The sequence below is a fragment of the Paracoccus aminophilus JCM 7686 genome, assembly GCF_000444995.1.
Classification (GTDB): domain Bacteria; phylum Pseudomonadota; class Alphaproteobacteria; order Rhodobacterales; family Rhodobacteraceae; genus Paracoccus; species Paracoccus aminophilus.
Genome location: NC_022044.1, coordinates 1 through 20,391, shown reverse-complemented (window position 1 = coordinate 20,391; position 20,391 = coordinate 1). Strand labels below are relative to the sequence as shown.

The window sequence follows — 20,391 nt, the reverse complement described above, 5'->3', positions numbered from 1 at the left end:
CGCCGTCGCGGCGCGAAAGGGCGGGATCAGGCCGGGCGGTTGGTGATCCGCAGCGTCCAGCGGCATTCGAGTTTGCCGCTGTCGGGATCAATCCGCCAGCGCAGCACCGGGCGCGCGTCACGCGCAGGCGGCACCGGGGGTTTCGCGCCCCAAAGCAGGGCACCGACCTGCGAAAGCGCCGCACGCGGCGCAAGGATGTTGTGAATGGTCATGGCTCACCTCTGGTTCCTGCACACGCAGGACGAGCGGTGAGAGCCCGAGATCAGCCCCTACCGCGCATCCTGCGCCTGCATCTTCGACTGTCGTCGGGCATGGTCGTTTCCTGAATTCCGGCAAAACCGCTTCACCGGGCTGAGGGCAAAATGGCGCAAACAACGGCGCAATGCGACTCTGCGTTCGGATGGGGGACTATACTTGGGTATAGTCGCGCACAGCAGAAAGGGCGCGCCTTGCAACAGCGCGCCCCGGGGCAAAGATCAGGATTTATGCGTCACGCGTCACGCGGAACGCGGCACAGAAATCCGCTCACAGATACATGTGCTGGATCGTATCATCGGCAAGCATCTGCGCCCGCGTGCCCGCCACCGCGATCTGGCCGCGCACGATCAGATAGCCGCGATCCGAGATCGAAAGCGCGGTCTCGGCATTCTGCTCGATCAAAAGCACGGTCTTGCCTTCGGCATGGATGCGCGCGACCGTCTCGAAATATTCGTCGATGAGCTTTGGCGACAGCCCAAGCGAGGGCTCGTCCATGATCAGCATCTGCGGATCGCCGATCAGCGCGCGGGCAAGCGCGACCATCGCCTGCTCGCCCCCGGACATGGTGCAGGCCAACTGGCCCATCCGCTCTTTGACGCGCGGAAAGAGCTCATAGATCAGGCCAAGCCGGGTCTCGAACGGAATGGCACAACCCGAGGCGCGGTAGCCCAGTCGCAGATTGTCGCGCACGGTCAGGGTCGGAAACAGCCGCCGCCCCTCGGGGACGAAACCGACGCCAAGTGCCGCCAGCTTTTCGGTGCCGAGCCGCGCGACGTTTTGGCCCATCATTACGACCTCGCCGCCATCAAGCGGCAAAAGCCCCGCCAGCGCCTTGAAGGTCGTCGATTTTCCCGCGCCATTCGGGCCGAGCAGACAGACGAGCTCGCCCTTGCCGACGCTTAAATTGACGCCGCGCAACATGCCGACCGGGCCATAGGAGGTCGAGACATTTCTCAGCTCAAGCATGTTCCACCGCTTTCTGTCCCAGATAAGCCTGCTGGACGCGCGGCATCAGCCGCACCTCGGCAAAGGGCCCCTCGGCAATCTTCTTGCCGTAATCAATCACCACGACGGTTTCGGGCAGATCCGCCACCAGCCGCATGTCATGTTCGATGATGAGAAACGACAGCCCCGGCCGGTCGGCCATGACCCGGCGAATGTCCGCCATCAGCGCCGCGGTATCGCGGTCATCCATCCCCGAGGATGGCTCGTCGAGCAGGATCAACTGCGGCTTCAGGGCAAGAGCGCGGGCAATCTCCAGCCGCCGCCGATCGGCCTGAGGCAGGATGCCCGCGGGCTCATAGCGGCGCTGGTAAAGCTCGTCCGAGATGACGCGCAGGATCTCTTCGGCCTCGACGGCGCAGGCCTCCAGCTCGCGCTTGGCCCGCGCGGGGCGCAACAGCGCGGTCAGCACGCCGGTCCGGGTGCGGGCGTGCATGCCGATGATGACATTGTCGAGGATCGAGAGATCGTCAAAGAGCCGCGAGGATTGGAAGGTCCGCGCAATCCCTTTCTCGGCAATGCGATAAGCGGGCTGGCCGGTGATGTCCTCGCCCTTGAGCAGAACCTGACCCGAGGTCGGGCGATAGATCCCGGTGATGAGGTTGAAAAGCGTGGATTTCCCCGCGCCATTTGGCCCGATGATGCAGGTGATGGTCGAGGGGCGGATGGTCAGATCGACCCCATCCACCGCGACCAGCCCGCCGAACCGGATGCCGAGCCCTTTGAGATCAAGCAAAGCGGTGCTCATCATTTCTCTCCGTAATGGCGCTGACGCTGCGGGAAGAGCCCTTTCGGGCGCAGGATCAGGAACAAGATCACCACGACCGAGACGAAGAGCAGCCGGTAATCGGAAAAGACGCGCAGCTTTTCGGGCAGCATCGTCAGCAGGAAGGCTCCGAGGATCACGCCAAGCGTGTTGTCCATACCGCCCACGATCACCATGGTCATGATCGTTACCGACACAAGGAAGGTGAAGTTGTCGGGCGAGATATAGGAAATATAGAACGCATAGATCGTCCCGGCGAAAGCCGCCAGAAAGGCGTCAACGCCAAAGGCGAGGATCTTATACCAGACGACATTGATGCCTTGGCATTTCGCGGCCAGCTCATCGGCGCGGATCGCGTTCCAGGCCAGTCCGACCCGGCTTTCATGCAGCCGTTTCGCCGAGAGGATCGCGAGCCCGAGAAGCGCGGCCGAGAGATAATAGAAATTGGCCTGCGGCGGCAATTTGCGGCCCGCGATCTCGATCGGCGACATGAAGGAATGGCCAAAAAGGCTGGGCGCGGGAATGCCCACGAGACCATTGGCGCCGCCGGTCCAGCTGAGGTTGTTCAAAAGCTGCTGGATGACGATCCCGAAGGCGATGGTCACCAGCGCCAGATAGCTGTCGCGCGTCCGCATCGAGGGAATGCCCAGCAGAAAGCCAAAGACGGTCGCGGTGATCGCGGCGGCGGGCAGCGTCGCCCAGAAGCTCCAGCCGAAATTGATCGCGAGCAGCGCCGAGGTATAGGCGCCGATGCCATAGGTCGCCCCGGTCGCGAAGTTCGGGATATTGACCGAACCGAGCTGGAAGTTCAGCGCCAGCGCCAGCGTCGAATAGATCAGCGCGACGATCAGCAGATGCAGCGCATAGGTGTTGTTGCCCAGAAAGAACGGATAGATCAGGATAATGATCAGCGCGAGCGCGGTCGCCAAGGCGCGCGCATCATGGAAGGCGCGCACGATCACCTCTTCGAGCTGCGGCCAAAGCTGCAATCCCGCGAAAATCGCCCCCATCAGCGCCAGAAGCGCCACGACCATCACCGTCGATTCTGCGGCCAGAAAGGCCAGAAGCAGGGCGGCGGCGGCGATCTCGGTCACGGTGACGACAAGGCTTGCAGGAAGCCCGGTCCGGTTTGCGGTTTGGGTCAGTGTCGTCGACATCGGCTCAGACCTTTTCGAACACGGGCTTGCCGAGCAGCCCCGAGGGCCGCACGCAGAGCATGAAGATGACCAGAAGGAAGCAGAAGACGAGCCGATAAGAGGCCCCGTCCGCCATATTGGCCTGAACCAGAGTCTCGATCCCGGCAATCGCCAACGAGCCGAGAACCGCTCCGGTCATTGAACCCAGCCCGCCAATCACCGCCGCCGAAAAGCCGATCAGCCCGAGCTGCACGCCAAAGTCGAAGCGCACGACGCCAGCATAGCTTGCGAAAAACAAAGCGCCCAATGCCCCGACCGCCGAAGCGAGAAAGAAGGTGAAGGCAAAGATCCGCGAAGGCGTGATCCCCATCAGCCGCGCGGTCGCGGCATCTTCGGCCACGGCACGGATGCGCATTCCGATCGGGGTTTTCTGCATCAAAGCCGCCATCAGCACGATGACGAGAACCGTGGTCGCGATGATCAGCACCGGCAGCGCGGGCAGCCGCAGGCTGTTCAGCGTGACGAATCCCTCGACGATCGAGGGGAAGGCCTTGGGGTTCGAGCCCTGCGGATAGAAACCGCGAATGAGCTCGCGCACGACCGTGCCAAGGGCGACGGTCGCGACCAGCGCCATCATCGCCGGAGCCTGCCGGAAGCGCGAGATCACCAGCCGGTCCGCCGCGATCCCGATCACCCCCGTGACCAGAATGGCAAGCGCCAGAACCAGAAGAATCGGGCCGATGCCAACCGTGCTGCTGGTGATTCCCAGCAAGAACTGCAGGCTGCCCAAAGCCACGAAGGGGGCGATCATCGACACGTCCCCATGCGAAAAGTGAATGACGTTGAGCAGGCCGAACAGCAGACTGAAACCGATTGCCACAAGCGTATAGATACTTCCCAGGACCAGCCAGTTGAGCAGGTACTGAAGGAATAGACTATCCATGCCGATCCTCCCGAGTTGATGCATTGGATTGGTTTTTCCGAAGAGGATGGGCGCCCGCGCCCTCATCGCGCAATGGAAATGGCGCGCGAGGCGCTTCGTTTTTTCTGACCCAATGGCTCAGATAATAAGGCTTCTCATCGGGGCCATCTTCGGCGGATGCTAAAGGGAAGACGCCCCCCAGACTTCCGTTTCCCGCCTGCGTCAATTTGGCGCAAGCAAATGGAAATCCAGAAAAATAACGAAAAGACCGGCGAGACTCTCGCCAATCACAGGAGAGGAATATGGCACTTTTGACGACAACGCGCCGCGCCGTTCTGGCCGGTCTCGCGCTCTCTACTGCACTGCTGGCGGCCCCTGCCTTCGCCGATCGCCCGACCGTGAAGATCGGCTTCATCGGGCCGATCTCTGGCGGCAATGCCGCTCAGGGGTTGGGCGCGAAGAACGGCTTCCTGCTGGCAATCGAGCAGGCGAATGCCGATCCCGCGCAACCCTTCACGGTTGAGCCGGTGGTGCTTGACGATGCCTCTGATCCCCAGACCGGGGTTTCGGCGGCTATGAAACTTGTGAATGACCCCCAGGTGATTGCCGCGACCGGGCACTGGAACTCTCCGGTGGCCTTGGCGACGATGCCGGTCTTTGCCCGCTTCCAGGTGCCGCTGGTGATTTGGGGGGCGATCTCGCCCGATATCACCAAGCAGAACCTGTTGCAGGTGACCCGCGTCACGCCGACGCTGCTGACCGAAAACAAGCCGCTCGCCGAATGGGCGGTCAAGGATTTCGGCGCCAAGAAGATCGCGGTGATTGCCGATACCTCGGATTACGGCAAGGCCAATGCCGACGCCTTCAACGAATTCGTCCCGGCTTCGGGTGGCGAGATCGTCTCGACCGATCTGCTGCCGGTCGGCTCGACCGATTTCCGCACCATCCTGACCGCGCTCAAGGGCAAGAATGTCGATGCGGTCTATTTTGGCGGCGTCATCACCGAGGCGGGGATTCTCGCCAAGCAGATGAAGGAAATCGGGCTCGACAAGCCGATGATCGGGATCTCGGGTTTCTATGATCCGGAATTCATCTCGGTCGCGGGCGATGCCGCCTCGAATGCCATCGTGTCCTATCCCTCGGCCGCGCAGACGCCGAAACTGGCCAAGATGGAGGCCGATTACACCGCCAAAGGCTTTGCCGAGCCCGAGAGCCCCTATACGAAATTCGCCTTCGACGCGGCCAATATCATCATTGCCGCCGCCAAAGAGGTCGGCACCGAGGACAAGGTCAAGCTGGCCGAGGCGATCCGCTCGGGTAAGTTCGACGGCGCCACCGGCGAGATCACCTTCGACGCCAATGGCCAAACCCAAACCCCGATCGCGATCGAGCTGAAGACCGTGCGCGACGGCAAATGGACGACTTACACCAAACCCTGAGCCCCTTCTGATCTGACCCCTTTCTGATCTGACCCTCCCGCCGGGGATCGGTTCTCCCCTCCCGCGCAGCCCCTCGCGCGGGAGGCCGGGAGAGCTTTGCCCGCGCCCAAGACTGACCCGCCCGCGGCATCTGCCTCGGGAGAAGACCTCCGCCCCCAAGCCAAACTGAGGATAAAATGTTAAGAACCGGAGAACAGTATCGCGATTCCATCCGCGACGGTCGCCGCGTCTGGATCAATGGCGAACGCGTGCAGGACATCACCAAACATCCGATGTTCAAGCCGATGATCGACGTGCGCGCCCGGATTTACGACATGGCGCATGACGACGCGACGCGCGATGTGATGAGCTATGAGGAAAATGGCGAGCGTTTCTCGGTCGGGCTGAAACTGCCCTATACCAAGGACGACTGGCACGCCAAACGCCGCGCCACCGATACGGTTCTGGAAGATATCGGCGGCGTCGTCACCCGTGTCGGCGACGAGACCGCAGGCGAGATGTGGTCACTTTACGACGGGCAGGACATCCTGAACGAGGTCGATCCGCGCTTCTCGACCAATATCCGCAACCATATCCATCACGTCATCAAGACCGACCCGTTCCATGTCTCGGCCAATACCGATCCGAAGGGCGACCGCTCGAAACGGCCGCAGGATCAGGATCCGGACATGCTGTTGCATGTGGTCAAGGAGACCGATGCAGGGATCATCGTGCGCGGCGCGAAATATGAAACCGCGGCCGCCTATGCCAACCAGGCCTTCACCAAACCGACGATTGCCAATTGGGGCAATGAGGCGATGTCGGATTATGCGGTGGGCTTTGTCTGCGACTTTTCCTCGCCGAACCTGCGCTTTATCGCGCGCACGGGGTTTGCCGGTCGCGCCCCGGCGCGTGATTATCCGCTCTCGAACAAATTCGACGAGGTCGAGACGCTGGTCGTTTACGACAATGTGCTGATCCCGTGGGAAAATGTGCTGTTTTATCAGCACACCAAAGCCGCCACTTTCATCCGCGCGACCCTGCACCGCTACTCGGCCTTTGCCTTCGTGCAGCGCAACCTGAAGCTTGCCGATATGCTGATCGGCGCGGCTTTGTGGAACGTGCGCCAGACCGGGCTTGAGCATCAACCGGCGGTTCAGGAAAAGCTGGCGACGCTGGCGTGCTACCGCGAGGGCATCAATGCCCATCTCACCGCCGCGATTGCCGATGCCGAGGAAAGCCCGGGCGGTCTTTTGATGCCGAACCAGTCGCTTTTGATGACCGGCCGCGTGCTCGCCTGCTCGCAATTGCACCATATGATGCATATCGCCCGCGAGCTTTGCGGCGGCCAGATCTGCATTACCCCCGATGTCGCGAGTTTCGAGGATCCCGAGGCCGGGCCGTGGCTCGATAAGTTCTACACGCTCAATGAAAACTGGGCGAGCGAGGACCGCCGCAAGCTGCTGGCCTATGCTCGTGATCTGCTGAATTCGGATTACGCCGGCCACCGCTTGACCTTCCAGCTGTTCGCGCAATCGCCGCCCTTCGCCCATCTCGCGGCGGTTTATCGCAACTTCGACTGGAACGAGGCTTTGCGCTTCACCCACAAATCCGCAGGCCTGTCCGATCAGGTCTGGGGCGACAAACGCTAATTCTTTCAGGAAAGCCAAACAGATGACCGTTCATCACCGCATCCGCCCCTTCAACACCAAAGAAACCTATCCCGAGCAGAATCTGAACAACGATCTGAGCCAGGGCGTCGTCGCGCGTGGCACGATGGTGTTCCTGCGCGGTCAGGTCGCGCAAGATCTCGACACGCGCGAATGTCTGCATGTCGGCGATCCTGCGATGCAGACGCGCAAGACGATGGAAAACATCAAGATGCTGCTCGAAGAGGCGGGATCGAAGATGGAGCATATTTGCCGCATCGTCGTCTATGTCACCGATATCCGTTACCGCGAGGCGGTTTATCAGGAAATGGGCAAGCATATCAAAGGCGTGCATCCCTGCTCGACCGGGATCGTCGTGCCCGCGCTGGCGCGTCCCGAATGGATCGTCGAGATCGAGGCGACCGCCGTCATTCCGGACGCATGAGGGGGCGGGCATGACCTTCTCGATTTCGGGGCGCTGCCCTGACACCGGCATGTTCGGGATCGCGGTCTCGTCCTCGTCGCCTTGCGTGGCCGCGCGTTGCGCCCATGCGCGGGCAGGCGTCGGCGTGGTTGCGACCCAGAACATCACCGATCCGAGCCTCGGCCCGAAGGGGCTCGATCTGATGGCGCAAGGGCTTTCGGCCTCGGACGCACTCGCCCGGCTGACCGCCGAGGCGCCGCATATCGACTTTCGCCAATTGGCGCTGGTGGATCGCAACGGCGGCACGGCGGGCTGGTCGGGGGCGCGCACGCTTGGCACCCATGCGATTGCCTATGGCGAGGGCGTCGCGGCGGCGGGCAATCTGCTTTGCGCCGCCGACATCCCCGAGAGGATGGTCGCGGAATTCGCCGCCGCCAAGGGCCAGCATCTCGGCGACAGGCTGTTGGCCGGAATGCGCGCCTCGGTCGCGGCGGGGGGCGAGGAAGGTCCGGTGCATTCCATGGGCCTGATCATCGTCGATAAGGTGAGCTGGCCGATTGCCGATCTGCGCATAGACTGGAGCGAGGGCGATCCGATCGAGGATTGCGCGGCGCTTTGGGCGCGCTGGCGGCTGGAGATGGAAGCCTATGTCACCCGTGCGCTCAATCCCGATGCCGCGCCAAGCTATGGCGTGCCCGGCGATCTGTGATCCCTGTGTGGGGCGGCTTCGGTCGCCCCCGATTCCCTGAAAGATGACCGTGACCGCGACGCCCTCGACCCTCGACATCCTGCGCAGGCTGATCTCGTTTGAGACGATCTCGCGCCGCTCGAACCTTGATCTGCTCGATTATGTCGAAAGCCTGCTCGGCCCCGCAGGCGCGCGGATCGAGCGTTTTGCCCATGACGACGGCAGCCGCGCCAATCTTTGGGCGAGCGTCGGGCCCGAGATCGCGGGCGGGGTGGTCTTGTCCGGTCATAGCGATGTCGTCCCGGTGGCCGGGCAGGATTGGACGCGCGATCCCTTCACGCTGACGGAAGAGGACGGGCGCTATTACGGGCGCGGCACCACCGATATGAAGGGCTTTGTCGCGGCGGCGATCCGCGCGCTTTTGCTGGCGGCCAAGCGTCCGCTGACACGGCCTCTGCATCTCGCTTTGTCCTATGACGAGGAAATCGGCTGCATGGGCGTGCGCAGCCTGATCGCGGCTATCGAGGCGCGCCCGCTGCGCCCCGCGCTGTGCATCATCGGCGAGCCGACCGGCATGAAGATCGCCACCGGCCACAAGGGCAAGACCGGCTATCGCGCCTGCTGCTTCGGCCAAGAGGGCCATTCGGCGCTGGCCCCTCAGGCGCTGAACGCGATCCATCTGGGCGCCGCCTTTATCGCGAGCCTTGAAGCCCGGCAGGCCGAGCTTGCGCTGACCGGCCACCGCGATCCGGCCTATGACATTCCCTATTCGACCCTTCATGCCGGGATCATGCGCGCGGGCACCGCGCTCAATATCGTGCCGAACCTCTGCGAGATTGATTTCGAGATCCGCAATCTCGCAGAGGATGATCCGGCCGAGATCCTGGCGGGCCTTGCGCTCGACGCCGAAACCATCGCCGCCCCCCATCGCGACCGCTTCCCGCAAGCCCGGATCGAGATTACCGAAATCTCGGGCTATCCCGGACTGACAACGCCCGACAGCGATCCGGTCATCGCGCTTTTGCGACGCATCACCGGCGAGAACGGCCCGGCAATCAAGGTGGCTTTCGGCACCGAAGGCGGGCTTTTCCAGCAGGCAACCGGCATGTCCACGGCGATCTGCGGCCCGGGTTTCATGGATCAGGGCCACAAGCCCGATGAATTCATCTCGGCGGCGCAACTGGCGCTTTGCGATCAAAGCCTCGCCCGTCTTGTCGGCGAGCTGGTGCAATTACACATATGAAAACATGCCGGAATAAGGTGCTTTCCATCTACGCCGGAAGGTCCGATTCAGAATGCTTCGTTTGCGCGTCTGAAAGGGATGGACAGAATGCGTTTCACACTTAGGCAACTCAGCTATTTCATTGCGGCCGGAGAGACCCTCTCGGTCACCAAGGCCGCGGAACAGGTGAATATCTCGCAGCCCTCGATCTCGGCGGCGATTTCTCACCTCGAAACCGAATTCAACGTGCAGCTTTTCCTGCGCCACCATGCGCAGGGCCTGTCGCTGACACCCGCAGGCACCCGCTTGCTGCGCGCCGCCAAGGAAAGCCTGCGCACCGCCGCCGAGCTTTACGAGGTCGCCAATGACGTGAACGACCATATTTCGGGAGCGCTGAATGTGGGCACTTTCTTCACCTTCGCGCCGCTGATCGCGCCCGAGCTTTGGGCCGGTTTCTCGCGCCGCCACACAGACGCCCGCATGACGCTGACCGAAGGCAGCGAGGCCGAGATCATCGAGGCGCTGCGTCTCGCGCGGATTGATCTGGCGCTGACCTATAATCTCAACATGCCGCCGGATGTCGATTTCATCGAACTGGCCCAGCTCAAGACCTATGTGCTGGTCGGCGCCGATCACCGCTTTGCCGCGCGCCGCTCGATCCGGCTGGCCGAGCTGATCGACGATCCCTTCATCCTGATCGACCTGCCGCTGACGCGCGATTACTTCCTCGGGCTCTTCCGCCAGATCGGCGGCACGCCTCATGTCATCATGGAAACCAAATCCATCGCCTCGTTGCGGTCCTATGTGGCGGCGGGGATCGGTTACGGCATGATGACGGTGCGGCCCCTGAACATGCGCGCGGAGAACGGCCTGCCGCTGGTCTATCTGCCGCTGGAAGATGTCACCCATTCGCTCAGTTTCGGCATTGCCTCGCTGGCGGAAATCCGACGCTCGCGCGTGGCGGAGGCCTTTATCGCGCATTGCCGCGAGGTGATGGCCGACGGAAATCTGCCGGGAATGCTGCCCTTGGACAGCCTGCGCGCTCCCGAAGGCGCCGCCCTTCAGACTTCCTGAGGCAGCACCCCGGAAAACACGATTTTGGACTTGGCCGAAAACTCGTCACTCTGAGCAACAAGACACTGCCTTCGACCAAAGGAATGCCGATGACTGCCGAAGCCCAAACTCCCGAAACCACCGCGCGCGATCGCTTCATCGCCGGAATGAGCCATGCGGCCTGCACCGTCAATATCGTGACAACCGACGGGCCCGCGGGCCGCGCAGGCGTCACGGTTTCGGCCATGGCCTCGGTTTCGGCGGATGGCGATGCGCCGACGCTTCTGGTCTGCGTCCATCATCTCAGCCCGGCTGCCACGAAGATCATCGAGAATGGCGTGCTCTGCGTCAACGTCCTGCGCGAAGACCAATCCTATATCTCGGAGGCCTTTGCCGGGCGCTTCAAGGACGAGCTTGGCGACAAGTTCGAATGCACCGAGTGGGTCACGCTGGAGAATGGCACGCCCCGCGTCGCCGATCCGCTGGTGGCGTTCGAATGCCGCGTGCTCTCGGCGGAACGGGTCGGCACCCATCATGTGCTGCTGTGCGCGGTCGATGACACCCATAGCGCGCGGCTCGGCTCGCCGCTGATCTATGCCAACCGCTCTTATGGCGCCTCGCGCCGGATTGATGCGCCCCGGACCATGCGCGGCGCCTTGAACGGCAAGGGGGTCAAGCTAAAGGTCGGTTGCTTCCACACCTTCGGCCCCTTTCTCATGCCCGCGCTGATCCGACAGCTGGGCGGGCTGGATCTCGAGCTGCTCGAAGGCGATCAGCGCCGTCTGACCGAGGGGCTGATCGCGGGCGAGACCGAGATCGCGCTGATCTATGACAATGACCTCGACGAGCGGTTTGATTGGGAAGAGCTCGGCACGCTCGAACCCTATGTGCTGCTGGCCGAAGATCACCCGATGGCGCGCCAGTCGGAAGTGCATCCGACCGATCTCGCCGCCGAGCCGATGGTCCTGCTCGATGCCCCGCCCTCCAGCGCCTATTTCACCGGCATTCTGCGCGCGCAGGGGGTCGAACCGCTGATTGCCCATCGCTCGGTCTCGTTCGAGATGGTGCGCGGCATGGTCGCCCATGGTCTAGGCTATACGCTGTTGGCCACGAAGCCCGCCGCCAGCATGAGCTATGACGGCTTGCCGCTGGTCGCCTTGCCGCTTGCCGGTGCGCATCAGCTGGCCCATGTCGTTCTAGCCCGGCGCAAGGGGCATCAGCTCTCAAGCGCCGCCGAGCGTTTCGCCGAGAAATGCCGCGAGAAATTCGCGCGCCCGGCCTAGGGTTTCGCGGGCTAAAACCTCCCGGGCTGAAATCTCAAGGCCTAAGCCCGGGAAAGGGCGGCGCGGGCCCCTGCCCGCCGCCCTTCCCGCGCCCCTCACACCGCGCGGGCCAGCGATACGATCAGCGCGCGCCCTTCGACCTGCCCGGCCTCGGGCGTGACCAGCGTATCCTGCGCCGCCAGATCGAACCGCCCGGTCGCGGTCGTGATGCCTTGCGGCTCGAGCGCGAAGATCACGCTCAGATCGGCGGCGAAGGCCGTGCCGGGCGCGGCCAATGCCGCCCCGGTCAGACGCCACTCCGCGCGTTTCGCCATCACATTGAACACCCGGACCGGACCGGCCAGCGGATCACCGATTGGCGCGCGCCCGGTGTCGAACAGGAAGGGCGCAAGTGGCGCAAGCTCTTGACGGATTTCATCAAATTCCAGTGCAAGCCCCTGCCCCTCGATCAGCGTGATCGCACGATCCGCGCCGGGAAAGGAGGAAAACACGCCGCGCGTGGTGATCGGGGCGCGCGAGATGCGGATGGAAAACGCCTCGCGCGTGGCGTCTGGCGGCCAGAGCCAGATTTCATCGGTCGAGCCGCTGCCATTCTTCCACGGCAGGGTGGTATAGCCTTGCGCCGGCAGGTGCAGGGTCGTCATCATCGTCTGTCCTTTCAGGATGTCAGCGGCAGCGTGCAAGTATCTCGATCCAGCGCGGGACGGGGCCGGACGCACCCATCAGGCAGCCCTCGGCGGTGAGGTCAATGACGCTCTCCTTGCCCTCAGCCCGGATCAGATAGCGCCCGGCGGGTGGGCGGATCAACTCAGGCGCCAGCGCCCAGCCCTGCAGAGAGCCCGGCTGAGTGACCTCTGGCCTCGCGACAAGCTCGACCTGCCAAGTCCGGCCAAGGCTCGCACAGGCGGCCTCCAGATCGCCCGCACGCAGCGCCGCGCGCACCGCGCTTGACGAAAAGCCGCCCTGAAGCGGCACCAAGGTCACGCCGATGTCGTGGCGCAGGCAAAGATCGGCGAGCAGGCGGCAATCGCCCGCGCGCTTCGCACCAAAGCGAAAATCCGCGCCAACCACCACATGCGAGACGCCAAGACGCGCGTGCAGAACCGTCTCGATGAAGGCTTCGGGGGACAGACCGGCGAATTCGGCGTCAAAGGCAGGCTGGAACAGATAACCGAGCCCGATGCCTTGCGCCGCGCGCAGCTTTTGCGCAGCCGTGGCCAGCCGGAACGGAGCGGTGCCGGGCGTGGCGAAGAACTGGCGCGGATGGGGCTCGACCGACATGATCGCGACGGGGCGACGGGTGGCCGCAATCCGTCGGGCGGTGCCGATCAGCAGGCGGTGGCCGCGATGGAAACCGTCGAAGTTCCCCAGCGCGATCACCCCGTCCCGCAGGCGTGATCCTTCAGGCAAAGCGGCGCTGACCACGGAGATCGGGACCCCGACGGGCGGAACGGCTCGGCTGTGGATCATCGGCACATCTTTCGCGCTTTCGTCAGAGGTCGGCTGACTTTCAGCCTAGGGCGTGGGCGGCGCGGTGAAAAATCCGCAATTCGGAACCAGATCCTCGGCTTTTCTGAGGTCGGCACCGTGCGGCGCCTGTGCCGACCCTGTGTCTCCCCCGTGCCGCAAGGGCACAGGCGAACCGCGGGCGAAAGGGGTGGACCGGGACCGTGATCGGCCTAACATCGCCCTGCATCCAAAGGCGGACCCCGCCAGAAACAGGAGAGCTTGTTCCATGGAACTCGGAATGATCGGCCTTGGGCGCATGGGCGCCAATATGGCCCGGCGCCTCGCCCGGCAGGGCCACCAGATCACCGCCTTCGACCCCAGCCCAGAGGCCCGCGCGCAGGCCCAAGCCCCCGGCATCGGCCCGGTCGGCAGCCTGTCCGAGCTGATCGCCGCCCTGCCCTCTCCGCGCATCCTGTGGCTGATGGTGCCCTCGGGCCAGCCGGTCGATAGCACGCTCGACCAGATCCTGCCCGCGCTCGCGGCGGGCGATATCGTCATCGATGGCGGAAATTCGAACTACAAGGACAGCCAGCGCCGTGGCGCGCGTCTGGCCGAGCTTGGCCTGCATTTCGTCGACTGCGGCACCAGCGGCGGGATCTGGGGGCTGGAGGAAGGCTACAGCATGATGATCGGCGGCGCACCCGAGGTGGTCGAAAGCCTGCGCCCGATCTTTGCCAGCCTTGCCCCCAGCCCGACCTCTGGCTGGGGCCGGGTCGGTCCGGTCGGCGCGGGTCATTTCACCAAGATGATCCACAACGGCATCGAATACGGCATGATGGAGGCCTATGCTGAGGGTTTCGCCATCCTGCACCACAAGCGCGAATTTGACCTCGACCTGCATCAGATCTCGGAGATCTGGCGCGAGGGCAGCGTCATCCGGTCTTGGCTGCTCGATCTGACCGCCGCCGCCTTGGAAAAGGACCCCGGCATGACCGGGCTTGAACCTTGGGTCGATGATTCCGGCGAGGGCCGCTGGACGGTGGCCGAGGCAATCGCGCTCGATGTCCCTGCCCCGGTGATTACCATGTCGCTGATCGGACGGCTGCGCTCGCGCGATCGCGACAGCTATTCCGACAAGCTTCTGGCGGCGATGCGCCAGCAATTCGGCGGCCATGCGGTCAAGAAAGGCTGATGTCGCGCGCATCTCGGCGTTCAGACTTGATGCGCATTCCTTATGCGCATAGATTGGCGCAAAGAGGAGCACATCCATGCGCCAATCCGCCGCCGAGGCCGTTCGCAAGCCCGCCAATCTCTCGCTCGACCAATCGCTGCTGGCCGAGGCGCGCGCGCTGGGGATCAACCTCTCGCGTGCCGCCGAAGCCGGGTTGCGACAGGCCGTGCGTGAGGCGCAGGCGGCGGCCTGGAAGCAGGAAAACGCCGCCGCGCTGGCCTCGTCCAACGCCTGGGTCGATGAAAACGACCTGCCGCTGGCGCGTTATCGGCCGTTCTGATGGCGCGGTTCGATCTCTATCGCGACCCGGCGGGCACCGGGTTGCTCCTTGACGTGCAAAGCGATCTTCTGGCCGATTTGAACACGCGCATCGTCGTGCCGGTGATGCCGCTGCCGCTGGCGCCGAAACCGGCGGCGATCCTGAACCCGGTCTTCGCGCTTGGCGAGGCGGGTCATGTCATGGTCACGCAATATCTCTCGGCGGTGCCAGCCAGCCTTTTGCGCGAGAAAACCGGCTCGCTTGCCGGCGACTCTGATCGCATCACCCGTGCGCTCGATTTCCTCTATCAGGGCTTCTGAGCCCCGCCCGGCTAGCGCAGCCGCGCGCCCCAAAGCCGGAAGCGCTTGGCCCCGGTCGCCTCACGCACAAGCCCCATCTCGGCCAGCCGCGCCAGAAGCCGCTCGGCCGTGATGCGGCTGACCTCGGCGCGGGTCGCGACATCGGCGGTATGCATCAAGGGATGCGCGGCCAGAACCGCCAGAATGCGCCCCGGATTCTGCCCCTTGATCGCGCCCGCCTCGGCCAGCGCCGCCTGATGCCAGCCCCGCACCGCCGCGAGATGGTGCCGCGCCTCGACCGCGCCCGCGCGCAGGGCCTCGAGATGCCGGTGCAGCCGATCCTGCGGCGCGCCGACCTCGACCAGCAGGCGGTGCTGGGCCGCACCGCAGGGCAGAAAGCTCAACGCCGGACAGCCCCGCGCCGCATCGCAACCGACCCAGACCGTCGCCTCGGCGGCGATCTCGGCCGGAGAGAGGCCCGCCAGCCGCCACAAGAGCCGCGCCAAGGGGCCGCGCGCGAAAGGATGCAGCCCCGCCGCGTCGATCCGTTGCAGAAACTCCGCCGCAGCCGCGTCGAAATCCGCGCCAAGCAGGCGACGCGCGCCCTGCCCCAGCCCGTCCGAGCTGCGATGAAGCCCAAGGAAGGCGCGCAGAGGATTGCTTTGCCCGACGTCAGCTTCCCTGCCGCGCCCCTCAAAGCGGCGCACGGCCCAACGCGCGAAACGCAAGGCCTCGGCATCCTCGGGACCGGCCGCGTCAAGGAGTTCGGCGGCCAGATCCTCCGGCGAGAGCGCATGGCCTTCGGCGCGCAAGACAGCATCGGCCTCGCGCAGCGCCAGGCGACGCAGGGCACCCGCGCGCAGATCCGGGGGCATCGCGGCGAGATCGGCGTCCAGCTGGCCGACCGCAAAGGCCGTGGCCGCCAGCTCGGCGCTCAATGCCGCCTGTACCCCGCGCCAAACCTCAGGAACGCTGAGATCCGGGCTTTCTTCTGGATCTTCCGACATTCCAATCAAGGTTACGGGATCCCCTTCACGCCTGCTCATATCATCACTTCATCACGATTCTGATGATTACATGGATTCCGCTTTGGCGAATGCCGGATCAGTTTCGCAGCGAAACCGTCAATTCTCCAGCAAAGCCTGAATTTCGGCCATCAGGATCGCCATCAGATCATCGCTCAAGGCCTCGCCCTCCAGCCGCAGAACATGGCCAGCCCCGTCGCGTCCGCGGCGAATGGTGATGCCGCTTGAGGTGCGCAGGGCTTGCTCATCGCTCCAGCTATATTGGGTCTTTGGCTTGCTGCGCGGTCGCCCACCCCGCCCCGGCTCACGCGGCGCGGCCTCTATGGTGCGCAAAACCGGCTCGATCAGCGCCCATTCCTCATCGGCATCCGCAGGCACCCGTGCCGACAAGGCCTGCCGCAACCGGGCCTCTGCCCCGTCGCGCAACGCGCCCGAGATCAACAGCCCACGCCGTTCGCTCAGCGCCTCGGGAAAGCGCAGCATATCGCCTAGCTCTTCAAAAATCAGCGCAAAGGAGCGAACCTTCGAGCGCTTGGCCTTCGATCCGGTCGCAAAAAGCTTGTTCACCGCATCTTCGGTATTGGCGAAAGCGCCCTGATTGGCAGCGATGACCGCGATCCGCCCGCGCTCGAAATGGCTGAGCTCCTCGCGGACCTCGTTTTCCTCGACCATCGACACGAAGGCGTCATTGGCCTCGGTGCGTGGCCGGATCAGCGCACGGATCGCGGCATATTTCGCGTCCTGCGACAGCCCGAACAGCGCGCGCACCGCATGAAGGCGGCGGTAGCCGGAGAGAAGACCGTAGCGCGGCCCCTGCCCGGGAGCCACCTCCATCTCAAAAACCTCGATCGGCAGACGCAGACCATGCGCGGCGATCGACAGCCGCAGTTCGAGCATATCCTCTTCGCTCATAACCAGACGGTCGCGGATCATCGCGCCCTCGTCGATCTGATTGAGCGGGATCTCGGCGATCAGCAGGCCGCGCTCTTCGGCGGCGTGCAACCGCGCGGCATCCGCCTCGGCCTTGGCGCGAGCGGCGCGGGCCTCGACCCCTTCGAGATTGGCCAGCGTCGCGCTGTCGGCCACCACCTGCGCAATCGGCGCGATCCCTTGCGCGAGGCTCGGGCGCTCGTGGGTTTCGCTGCGAAACGTCTCTTCGATACGGCTCAGATCGGCGCTGGTCGGCGCCTCCAATCTTCTGCGTTTAGCCATCGGCACGCTCCTTCTCTGCCAGGTCATATTGCAGATCCCGCCACCAGCTTCCAAGGATCAGCTCTTTCACTTCGGCCCATGTCCGATCAAAAGTCTCGCGCCCGCGCACATAGGTCTCGCGGTTGAATTCGCGATAATCGGCCTCATAAATGCCGTTGACCTGCTCGCCAGCCTGACCAACCATCGCAGTCAGCTCTTGGCGGTAGGTGGTCATGAAATCGCCGAAATAGGCCTGAATGACATTCGCGAGATCGGTCTGCTGCCCGGCATCGAAACGGGTGATGATCGCGCGCACCGCGTCCCATTCAAAGCGCATCTCGGGCAAACCGTCGCGACGCCGCGCGGCATTTTCGCCTTCCTCGACGCTGGCGAAGGTCGAATAGAGCATGTCGAAGAACCGCCCCGTCGAGTCGAATTCAAGGAAAGACGCCCCGAGCGGCACCAGCAGGATATCGGCCGCGGCAAGCGCGTTGATCGTCAGATAGCCAAGCGCGGGCGGGGTATCGAGGATAATGATGTCATAACGGTCAAGGATCTCATCCGTGGCCAGCGCATTGCTCAGGGCATCCCAAAGCGCCCAGCTGCGCAAGCCCATGCGCCAGACCGGGACCTGAAACTCGGCCCAATAGAGATTGAGCTGCGCGCCCAGAAGGTCGATGTTCGGCCAATGCGTCGGCTGGATCAGATCCTTGGCCGAGATCGTCAGCGCCTCGGTCAGCGTCTCATCGAAGGGCAGGGGAGCGTGACCCGCCGCCTCGCGCACCCGGTTCTCGCCCTGCAGCGCCAAAGCGTAATCCTTGGCCAGAAGCGGGAAGGCGGTCGACCATTCATCGGCGACCTTGCCGCCAAGGATCGAGGTCATGCTGCCCTGACTGTCGAGGTCGATCACCAGAACCTTATAGCCATCGAGCGCGGCCGACATCGCGATATGGGCCGCAGTCGAGGTCTTGCCGACCCCGCCTTTGAAGTTTGCGACGGCGATGGTCTTGGCGGGCAGGCCTTCGGGGCGCCAAGGTCGGTATTCCCGCCCCGCTGCGCCCTCGGCCGCAAAGTGGTCGCGCAGGCGCAGCACATCCTCGAGGCTGAACCATTTCGAATTGCCCTCACCGACGCCCTGCGGCAGGTCAGGGTTCTTCAGCAGCACGCGTCGGAAATGCGCACTCGCGACCGGGATCAGATAGCGGCAGACCTCCCAGGTCGAAAAGCGACGCAGCCGCTTGCGGCCATCCGGGGCATAGCCGCGTTCTGCGAGATCCTGTCGCCCGCGCGCGGCAAAGGCCGCGGCTTTCGCGAATCGGGCGGTGTCGATAGGATCGGAAAGCCGCTGCGCGGCCTTGGCGGGGTCGATGTTGAAATAGGGCGGGAGCGGGTCCTTGCCTGACGACATGTCAATACCTTTGCGATGTCCTGCTTCGATGCATGTTTTTCGGAAACTATTGCACATCGACGGACGGGAGTGAATCACCAACCGAGGTTTCGCAGCGAAATCCCCCCGAAAGCATGAAAAACAGCGGCAGAAAGTTTGAGAGTCTTTTAGGTAATTTAGAATCTTTACGCCTGAAAAATAAACTATTTTCAATAGATTAAGATTGTTTCGGTGCCCGGATACAGGATCAGAGGTATCCGAAAACAGGAGGAAAGGTGCCCGTTCTCGGGGCAGAGAGCACCGATTCGCAGGAAAAGGGGCACCAAGCTGCGGGATTAGGGGAAAAGCGTTGCTTTCCGCCCGGAAACCACACGGGACCGTCACATCCGATCCCGCAAATGGGTGCCTTTGCATCGGGGCGGATCAGAAAGGGACCCATTTACAGGAGGTCCTCAAAAGGCCGAGGGGACCCAGATTGATGTTGCTGTCAGGTACCTGATCGCGGATATTGGCCTCAAAAGAAAAGGGCAGGGCGATGGATGAGATTCCGCGAGAGCAGCTGACCGGGGCCTTGCGTCGCGGTGCGGTCAAGAAACATGTCGCGGCCATTCACGTCTCGGGCAAGCTGACGCTTTTGCAGCGCAAGCTGTCGAATGTCTTGCTGCTCAATGCCTATGACACGCTGATCTCGCGCCCGCGCCACCAGATCGATGCGCGCACGCTGTGTCTGATGATCGGCTATAACTCGAACGATATGGAGACGCTGAAGCAATCCCTGCGCGGGCTGGCGGAAACGGTCGCCGAATGGGATATGCTTGATGAGCGTGGCCAGCAGGAATGGGGCGTCTCGAGCCTTCTGAGCTATGCCAAGCTGAAGGGCGGGATCTGCGAATATGCCTATTCACCGGCGCTCGCGGAAAAGCTGCACGACCCCAAGGTCTTTGCGCTGATCAATCTCAATATCCAGCGCCGCTTTACCTCGGGCCATGCGCTGGCGCTTTACGAGAATTGTTATCGCTTCGTGCGCACCGGCTCGACCGGCTGGTGGCCGCTTGATCTTTTCCGGCGGCTGATGGGGGTCGAGGGCTCGGCCTATTACGAGACCTTCAAGCATCTCAACGCCAAGATCATCAAGCCCGCCGTGGCCGAGGTCAACAAGACCAGCAATATTCTGGTGACGCCCGAGATCCGCAAGCAGGGCAGGGCGGTGACCGAGATCCGCTTTCGCATCGCCGAGAACCCGCAGCTCGCCATTCTCGATCTCGATGATGGAGAGGGCGTGCGTCACGGCGCGGTCTATGCCCGGCTGCGCGCTTTGGGCGTCAGCGACCGGCTGGCACGGCAATGGCTGACCGCGCATGGCGAAGAGCAGGTGCTCGAAAAGCTCGATTACGTCGAGTCGCGCAAGAACGTCAAAAGCAAGCTCGGCTATCTGACCGCCGCGCTCGAGGGCAATTTCGGCCCGACCAGCGAAGAGACTGAAGAGCTCGCCCCGAACCCGCGCGCCGAACGCCTGCGCCGCATCCTTGACGCGGTCAAGGCGCGCACGCCGACCCAGCGCGATGCCGACAAGCGGCTTTTCCTCGCTCAGCTTGCGGATGAGGGGCTGCGCGTGGATTTCGACAAGCATGGCTGGATGTCGCCGCTGAACAATGCGCGAATTGCCGCGTTCTGGGCGGAAATGTCGCCGGGGCTGTTCTCGGGGCTCGATGAGGCGCCGACATCCTAA

At 63.5% G+C, this 20,391-nt stretch carries 21 protein-coding genes; 11 read left to right on the top strand and 10 right to left on the bottom strand.

The window, feature by feature from the left end:
• Window positions 1-26: 26 nt before the first annotated feature.
• The 5 genes from JCM7686_RS21490 to JCM7686_RS21470 all read right to left on the bottom strand — a co-directional run bounded on the left by JCM7686_RS21490 (window position 27) and on the right by JCM7686_RS21470 (window position 4,105).
• Complete coding sequence (locus tag JCM7686_RS21490) at window positions 27-212, bottom strand: hypothetical protein (RefSeq protein ID WP_041528362.1); 186 nt, start codon at window positions 210-212, stop codon at window positions 27-29.
• Window positions 213-525: 313 nt separating this feature from the next.
• A complete protein-coding gene (locus JCM7686_RS21485; RefSeq protein WP_020953121.1) occupies window positions 526-1,224 on the bottom strand; it encodes an ABC transporter ATP-binding protein in 699 nt (232 codons plus the stop codon).
• Window positions 1,217-2,008 (bottom strand): ABC transporter ATP-binding protein, encoded by a 792-nt coding sequence (locus tag JCM7686_RS21480; RefSeq protein WP_084621297.1) that lies wholly within the window; start codon window positions 2,006-2,008, stop codon window positions 1,217-1,219. Before JCM7686_RS21480 ends, JCM7686_RS21485 begins: the two co-directional genes overlap by 8 nt.
• Entirely contained in the window at window positions 2,008-3,183 is a 1,176-nt protein-coding gene (locus JCM7686_RS21475; protein WP_020953119.1) for a branched-chain amino acid ABC transporter permease, read from the bottom strand. Before JCM7686_RS21475 ends, JCM7686_RS21480 begins: the two co-directional genes overlap by 1 nt.
• A gap of 4 nt (window positions 3,184-3,187) precedes the next feature.
• Window positions 3,188-4,105 (bottom strand): branched-chain amino acid ABC transporter permease, encoded by a 918-nt coding sequence (locus JCM7686_RS21470; protein ID WP_020953118.1) that lies wholly within the window; start codon window positions 4,103-4,105, stop codon window positions 3,188-3,190.
• A 281-nt stretch (window positions 4,106-4,386) separates the two neighbouring features.
• Here JCM7686_RS21470 and JCM7686_RS21465 point away from each other — a divergent pair, with 281 nt between their 5' ends.
• The 7 genes from JCM7686_RS21465 (at window position 4,387) to JCM7686_RS24200 (ending at window position 11,821) form a co-directional block, all read left to right on the top strand.
• Window positions 4,387-5,523: a branched-chain amino acid ABC transporter substrate-binding protein gene (locus JCM7686_RS21465; protein ID WP_020953117.1), complete on the top strand. Its 1,137-nt coding sequence runs from the start codon at window positions 4,387-4,389 to the stop codon at window positions 5,521-5,523.
• Window positions 5,524-5,699: 176 nt separating this feature from the next.
• Window positions 5,700-7,154, top strand: coding sequence for a 4-hydroxyphenylacetate 3-hydroxylase family protein (locus JCM7686_RS21460; RefSeq protein WP_020953116.1), 1,455 nt, complete (start codon window positions 5,700-5,702; stop codon window positions 7,152-7,154).
• Window positions 7,155-7,176: 22 nt separating this feature from the next.
• Window positions 7,177-7,596 carry a RidA family protein gene (locus JCM7686_RS21455; RefSeq protein ID WP_020953115.1) on the top strand — a complete coding sequence of 140 codons (420 nt, stop codon included), beginning with the start codon at window positions 7,177-7,179 and terminating at the stop codon, window positions 7,594-7,596.
• Window positions 7,597-7,606: 10 nt separating this feature from the next.
• Entirely contained in the window at window positions 7,607-8,284 is a 678-nt protein-coding gene (locus JCM7686_RS21450) for a DUF1028 domain-containing protein (protein WP_020953114.1), read from the top strand.
• A gap of 49 nt (window positions 8,285-8,333) precedes the next feature.
• The gene (argE, locus tag JCM7686_RS21445; protein WP_407946445.1) at window positions 8,334-9,506 is read left to right on the top strand and encodes an acetylornithine deacetylase; all 1,173 of its coding nucleotides are present in this window, start codon (window positions 8,334-8,336) and stop codon (window positions 9,504-9,506) included.
• Window positions 9,507-9,593: 87 nt separating this feature from the next.
• Complete coding sequence (locus tag JCM7686_RS21440) at window positions 9,594-10,559, top strand: LysR family transcriptional regulator (protein WP_020953112.1); 966 nt, start codon at window positions 9,594-9,596, stop codon at window positions 10,557-10,559.
• Between the two features lie 89 nt (window positions 10,560-10,648).
• A complete protein-coding gene (locus JCM7686_RS24200) occupies window positions 10,649-11,821 on the top strand; it encodes a LysR substrate-binding domain-containing protein (protein WP_020953111.1) in 1,173 nt (390 codons plus the stop codon).
• 95 nt (window positions 11,822-11,916) lie between these two features.
• On the opposite strand, the gene JCM7686_RS23720 is transcribed toward JCM7686_RS24200, so the two are convergent.
• Both JCM7686_RS23720 and JCM7686_RS21420 read right to left on the bottom strand, forming a co-directional pair.
• A complete protein-coding gene (locus tag JCM7686_RS23720) occupies window positions 11,917-12,465 on the bottom strand; it encodes a HutD/Ves family protein (RefSeq protein ID WP_158442393.1) in 549 nt (182 codons plus the stop codon).
• A gap of 22 nt (window positions 12,466-12,487) precedes the next feature.
• The gene (locus JCM7686_RS21420) at window positions 12,488-13,291 is read right to left on the bottom strand and encodes a hypothetical protein (protein WP_051201745.1); all 804 of its coding nucleotides are present in this window, start codon (window positions 13,289-13,291) and stop codon (window positions 12,488-12,490) included.
• A gap of 265 nt (window positions 13,292-13,556) precedes the next feature.
• Here JCM7686_RS21420 and gnd point away from each other — a divergent pair, with 265 nt between their 5' ends.
• The 3 genes from gnd to JCM7686_RS21405 all read left to right on the top strand — a co-directional run bounded on the left by gnd (window position 13,557) and on the right by JCM7686_RS21405 (window position 15,080).
• Window positions 13,557-14,462, top strand: coding sequence for a phosphogluconate dehydrogenase (NAD(+)-dependent, decarboxylating) (gene gnd / locus JCM7686_RS21415; protein WP_020953108.1), 906 nt, complete (start codon window positions 13,557-13,559; stop codon window positions 14,460-14,462).
• A gap of 76 nt (window positions 14,463-14,538) precedes the next feature.
• A complete protein-coding gene (locus JCM7686_RS21410) occupies window positions 14,539-14,781 on the top strand; it encodes a type II toxin-antitoxin system CcdA family antitoxin (RefSeq protein ID WP_020953107.1) in 243 nt (80 codons plus the stop codon).
• Entirely contained in the window at window positions 14,781-15,080 is a 300-nt protein-coding gene (locus tag JCM7686_RS21405; RefSeq protein WP_020953106.1) for a CcdB family protein, read from the top strand. Before JCM7686_RS21410 ends, JCM7686_RS21405 begins: the two co-directional genes overlap by 1 nt.
• An 11-nt stretch (window positions 15,081-15,091) precedes the next feature.
• Here the strand turns inward: JCM7686_RS21405 and JCM7686_RS21400 are convergent, their stop codons facing one another.
• From JCM7686_RS21400 to JCM7686_RS21390, 3 genes are all read right to left on the bottom strand, one after another.
• The gene (locus tag JCM7686_RS21400; protein WP_051201744.1) at window positions 15,092-16,066 is read right to left on the bottom strand and encodes a Fic family protein; all 975 of its coding nucleotides are present in this window, start codon (window positions 16,064-16,066) and stop codon (window positions 15,092-15,094) included.
• Window positions 16,067-16,183: 117 nt separating this feature from the next.
• Window positions 16,184-17,296, bottom strand: coding sequence for a ParB/RepB/Spo0J family partition protein (locus tag JCM7686_RS21395; RefSeq protein WP_020953104.1), 1,113 nt, complete (start codon window positions 17,294-17,296; stop codon window positions 16,184-16,186).
• On the bottom strand, window positions 17,289-18,683 hold the full coding sequence (locus JCM7686_RS21390; RefSeq protein WP_020953103.1) for an AAA family ATPase: 1,395 nt from the start codon (window positions 18,681-18,683) through the stop codon (window positions 17,289-17,291). Before JCM7686_RS21390 ends, JCM7686_RS21395 begins: the two co-directional genes overlap by 8 nt.
• A 514-nt stretch (window positions 18,684-19,197) precedes the next feature.
• Here JCM7686_RS21390 and JCM7686_RS21385 point away from each other — a divergent pair.
• Window positions 19,198-20,391 (top strand): replication initiation protein, encoded by a 1,194-nt coding sequence (locus JCM7686_RS21385; RefSeq protein WP_020953102.1) that lies wholly within the window; start codon window positions 19,198-19,200, stop codon window positions 20,389-20,391.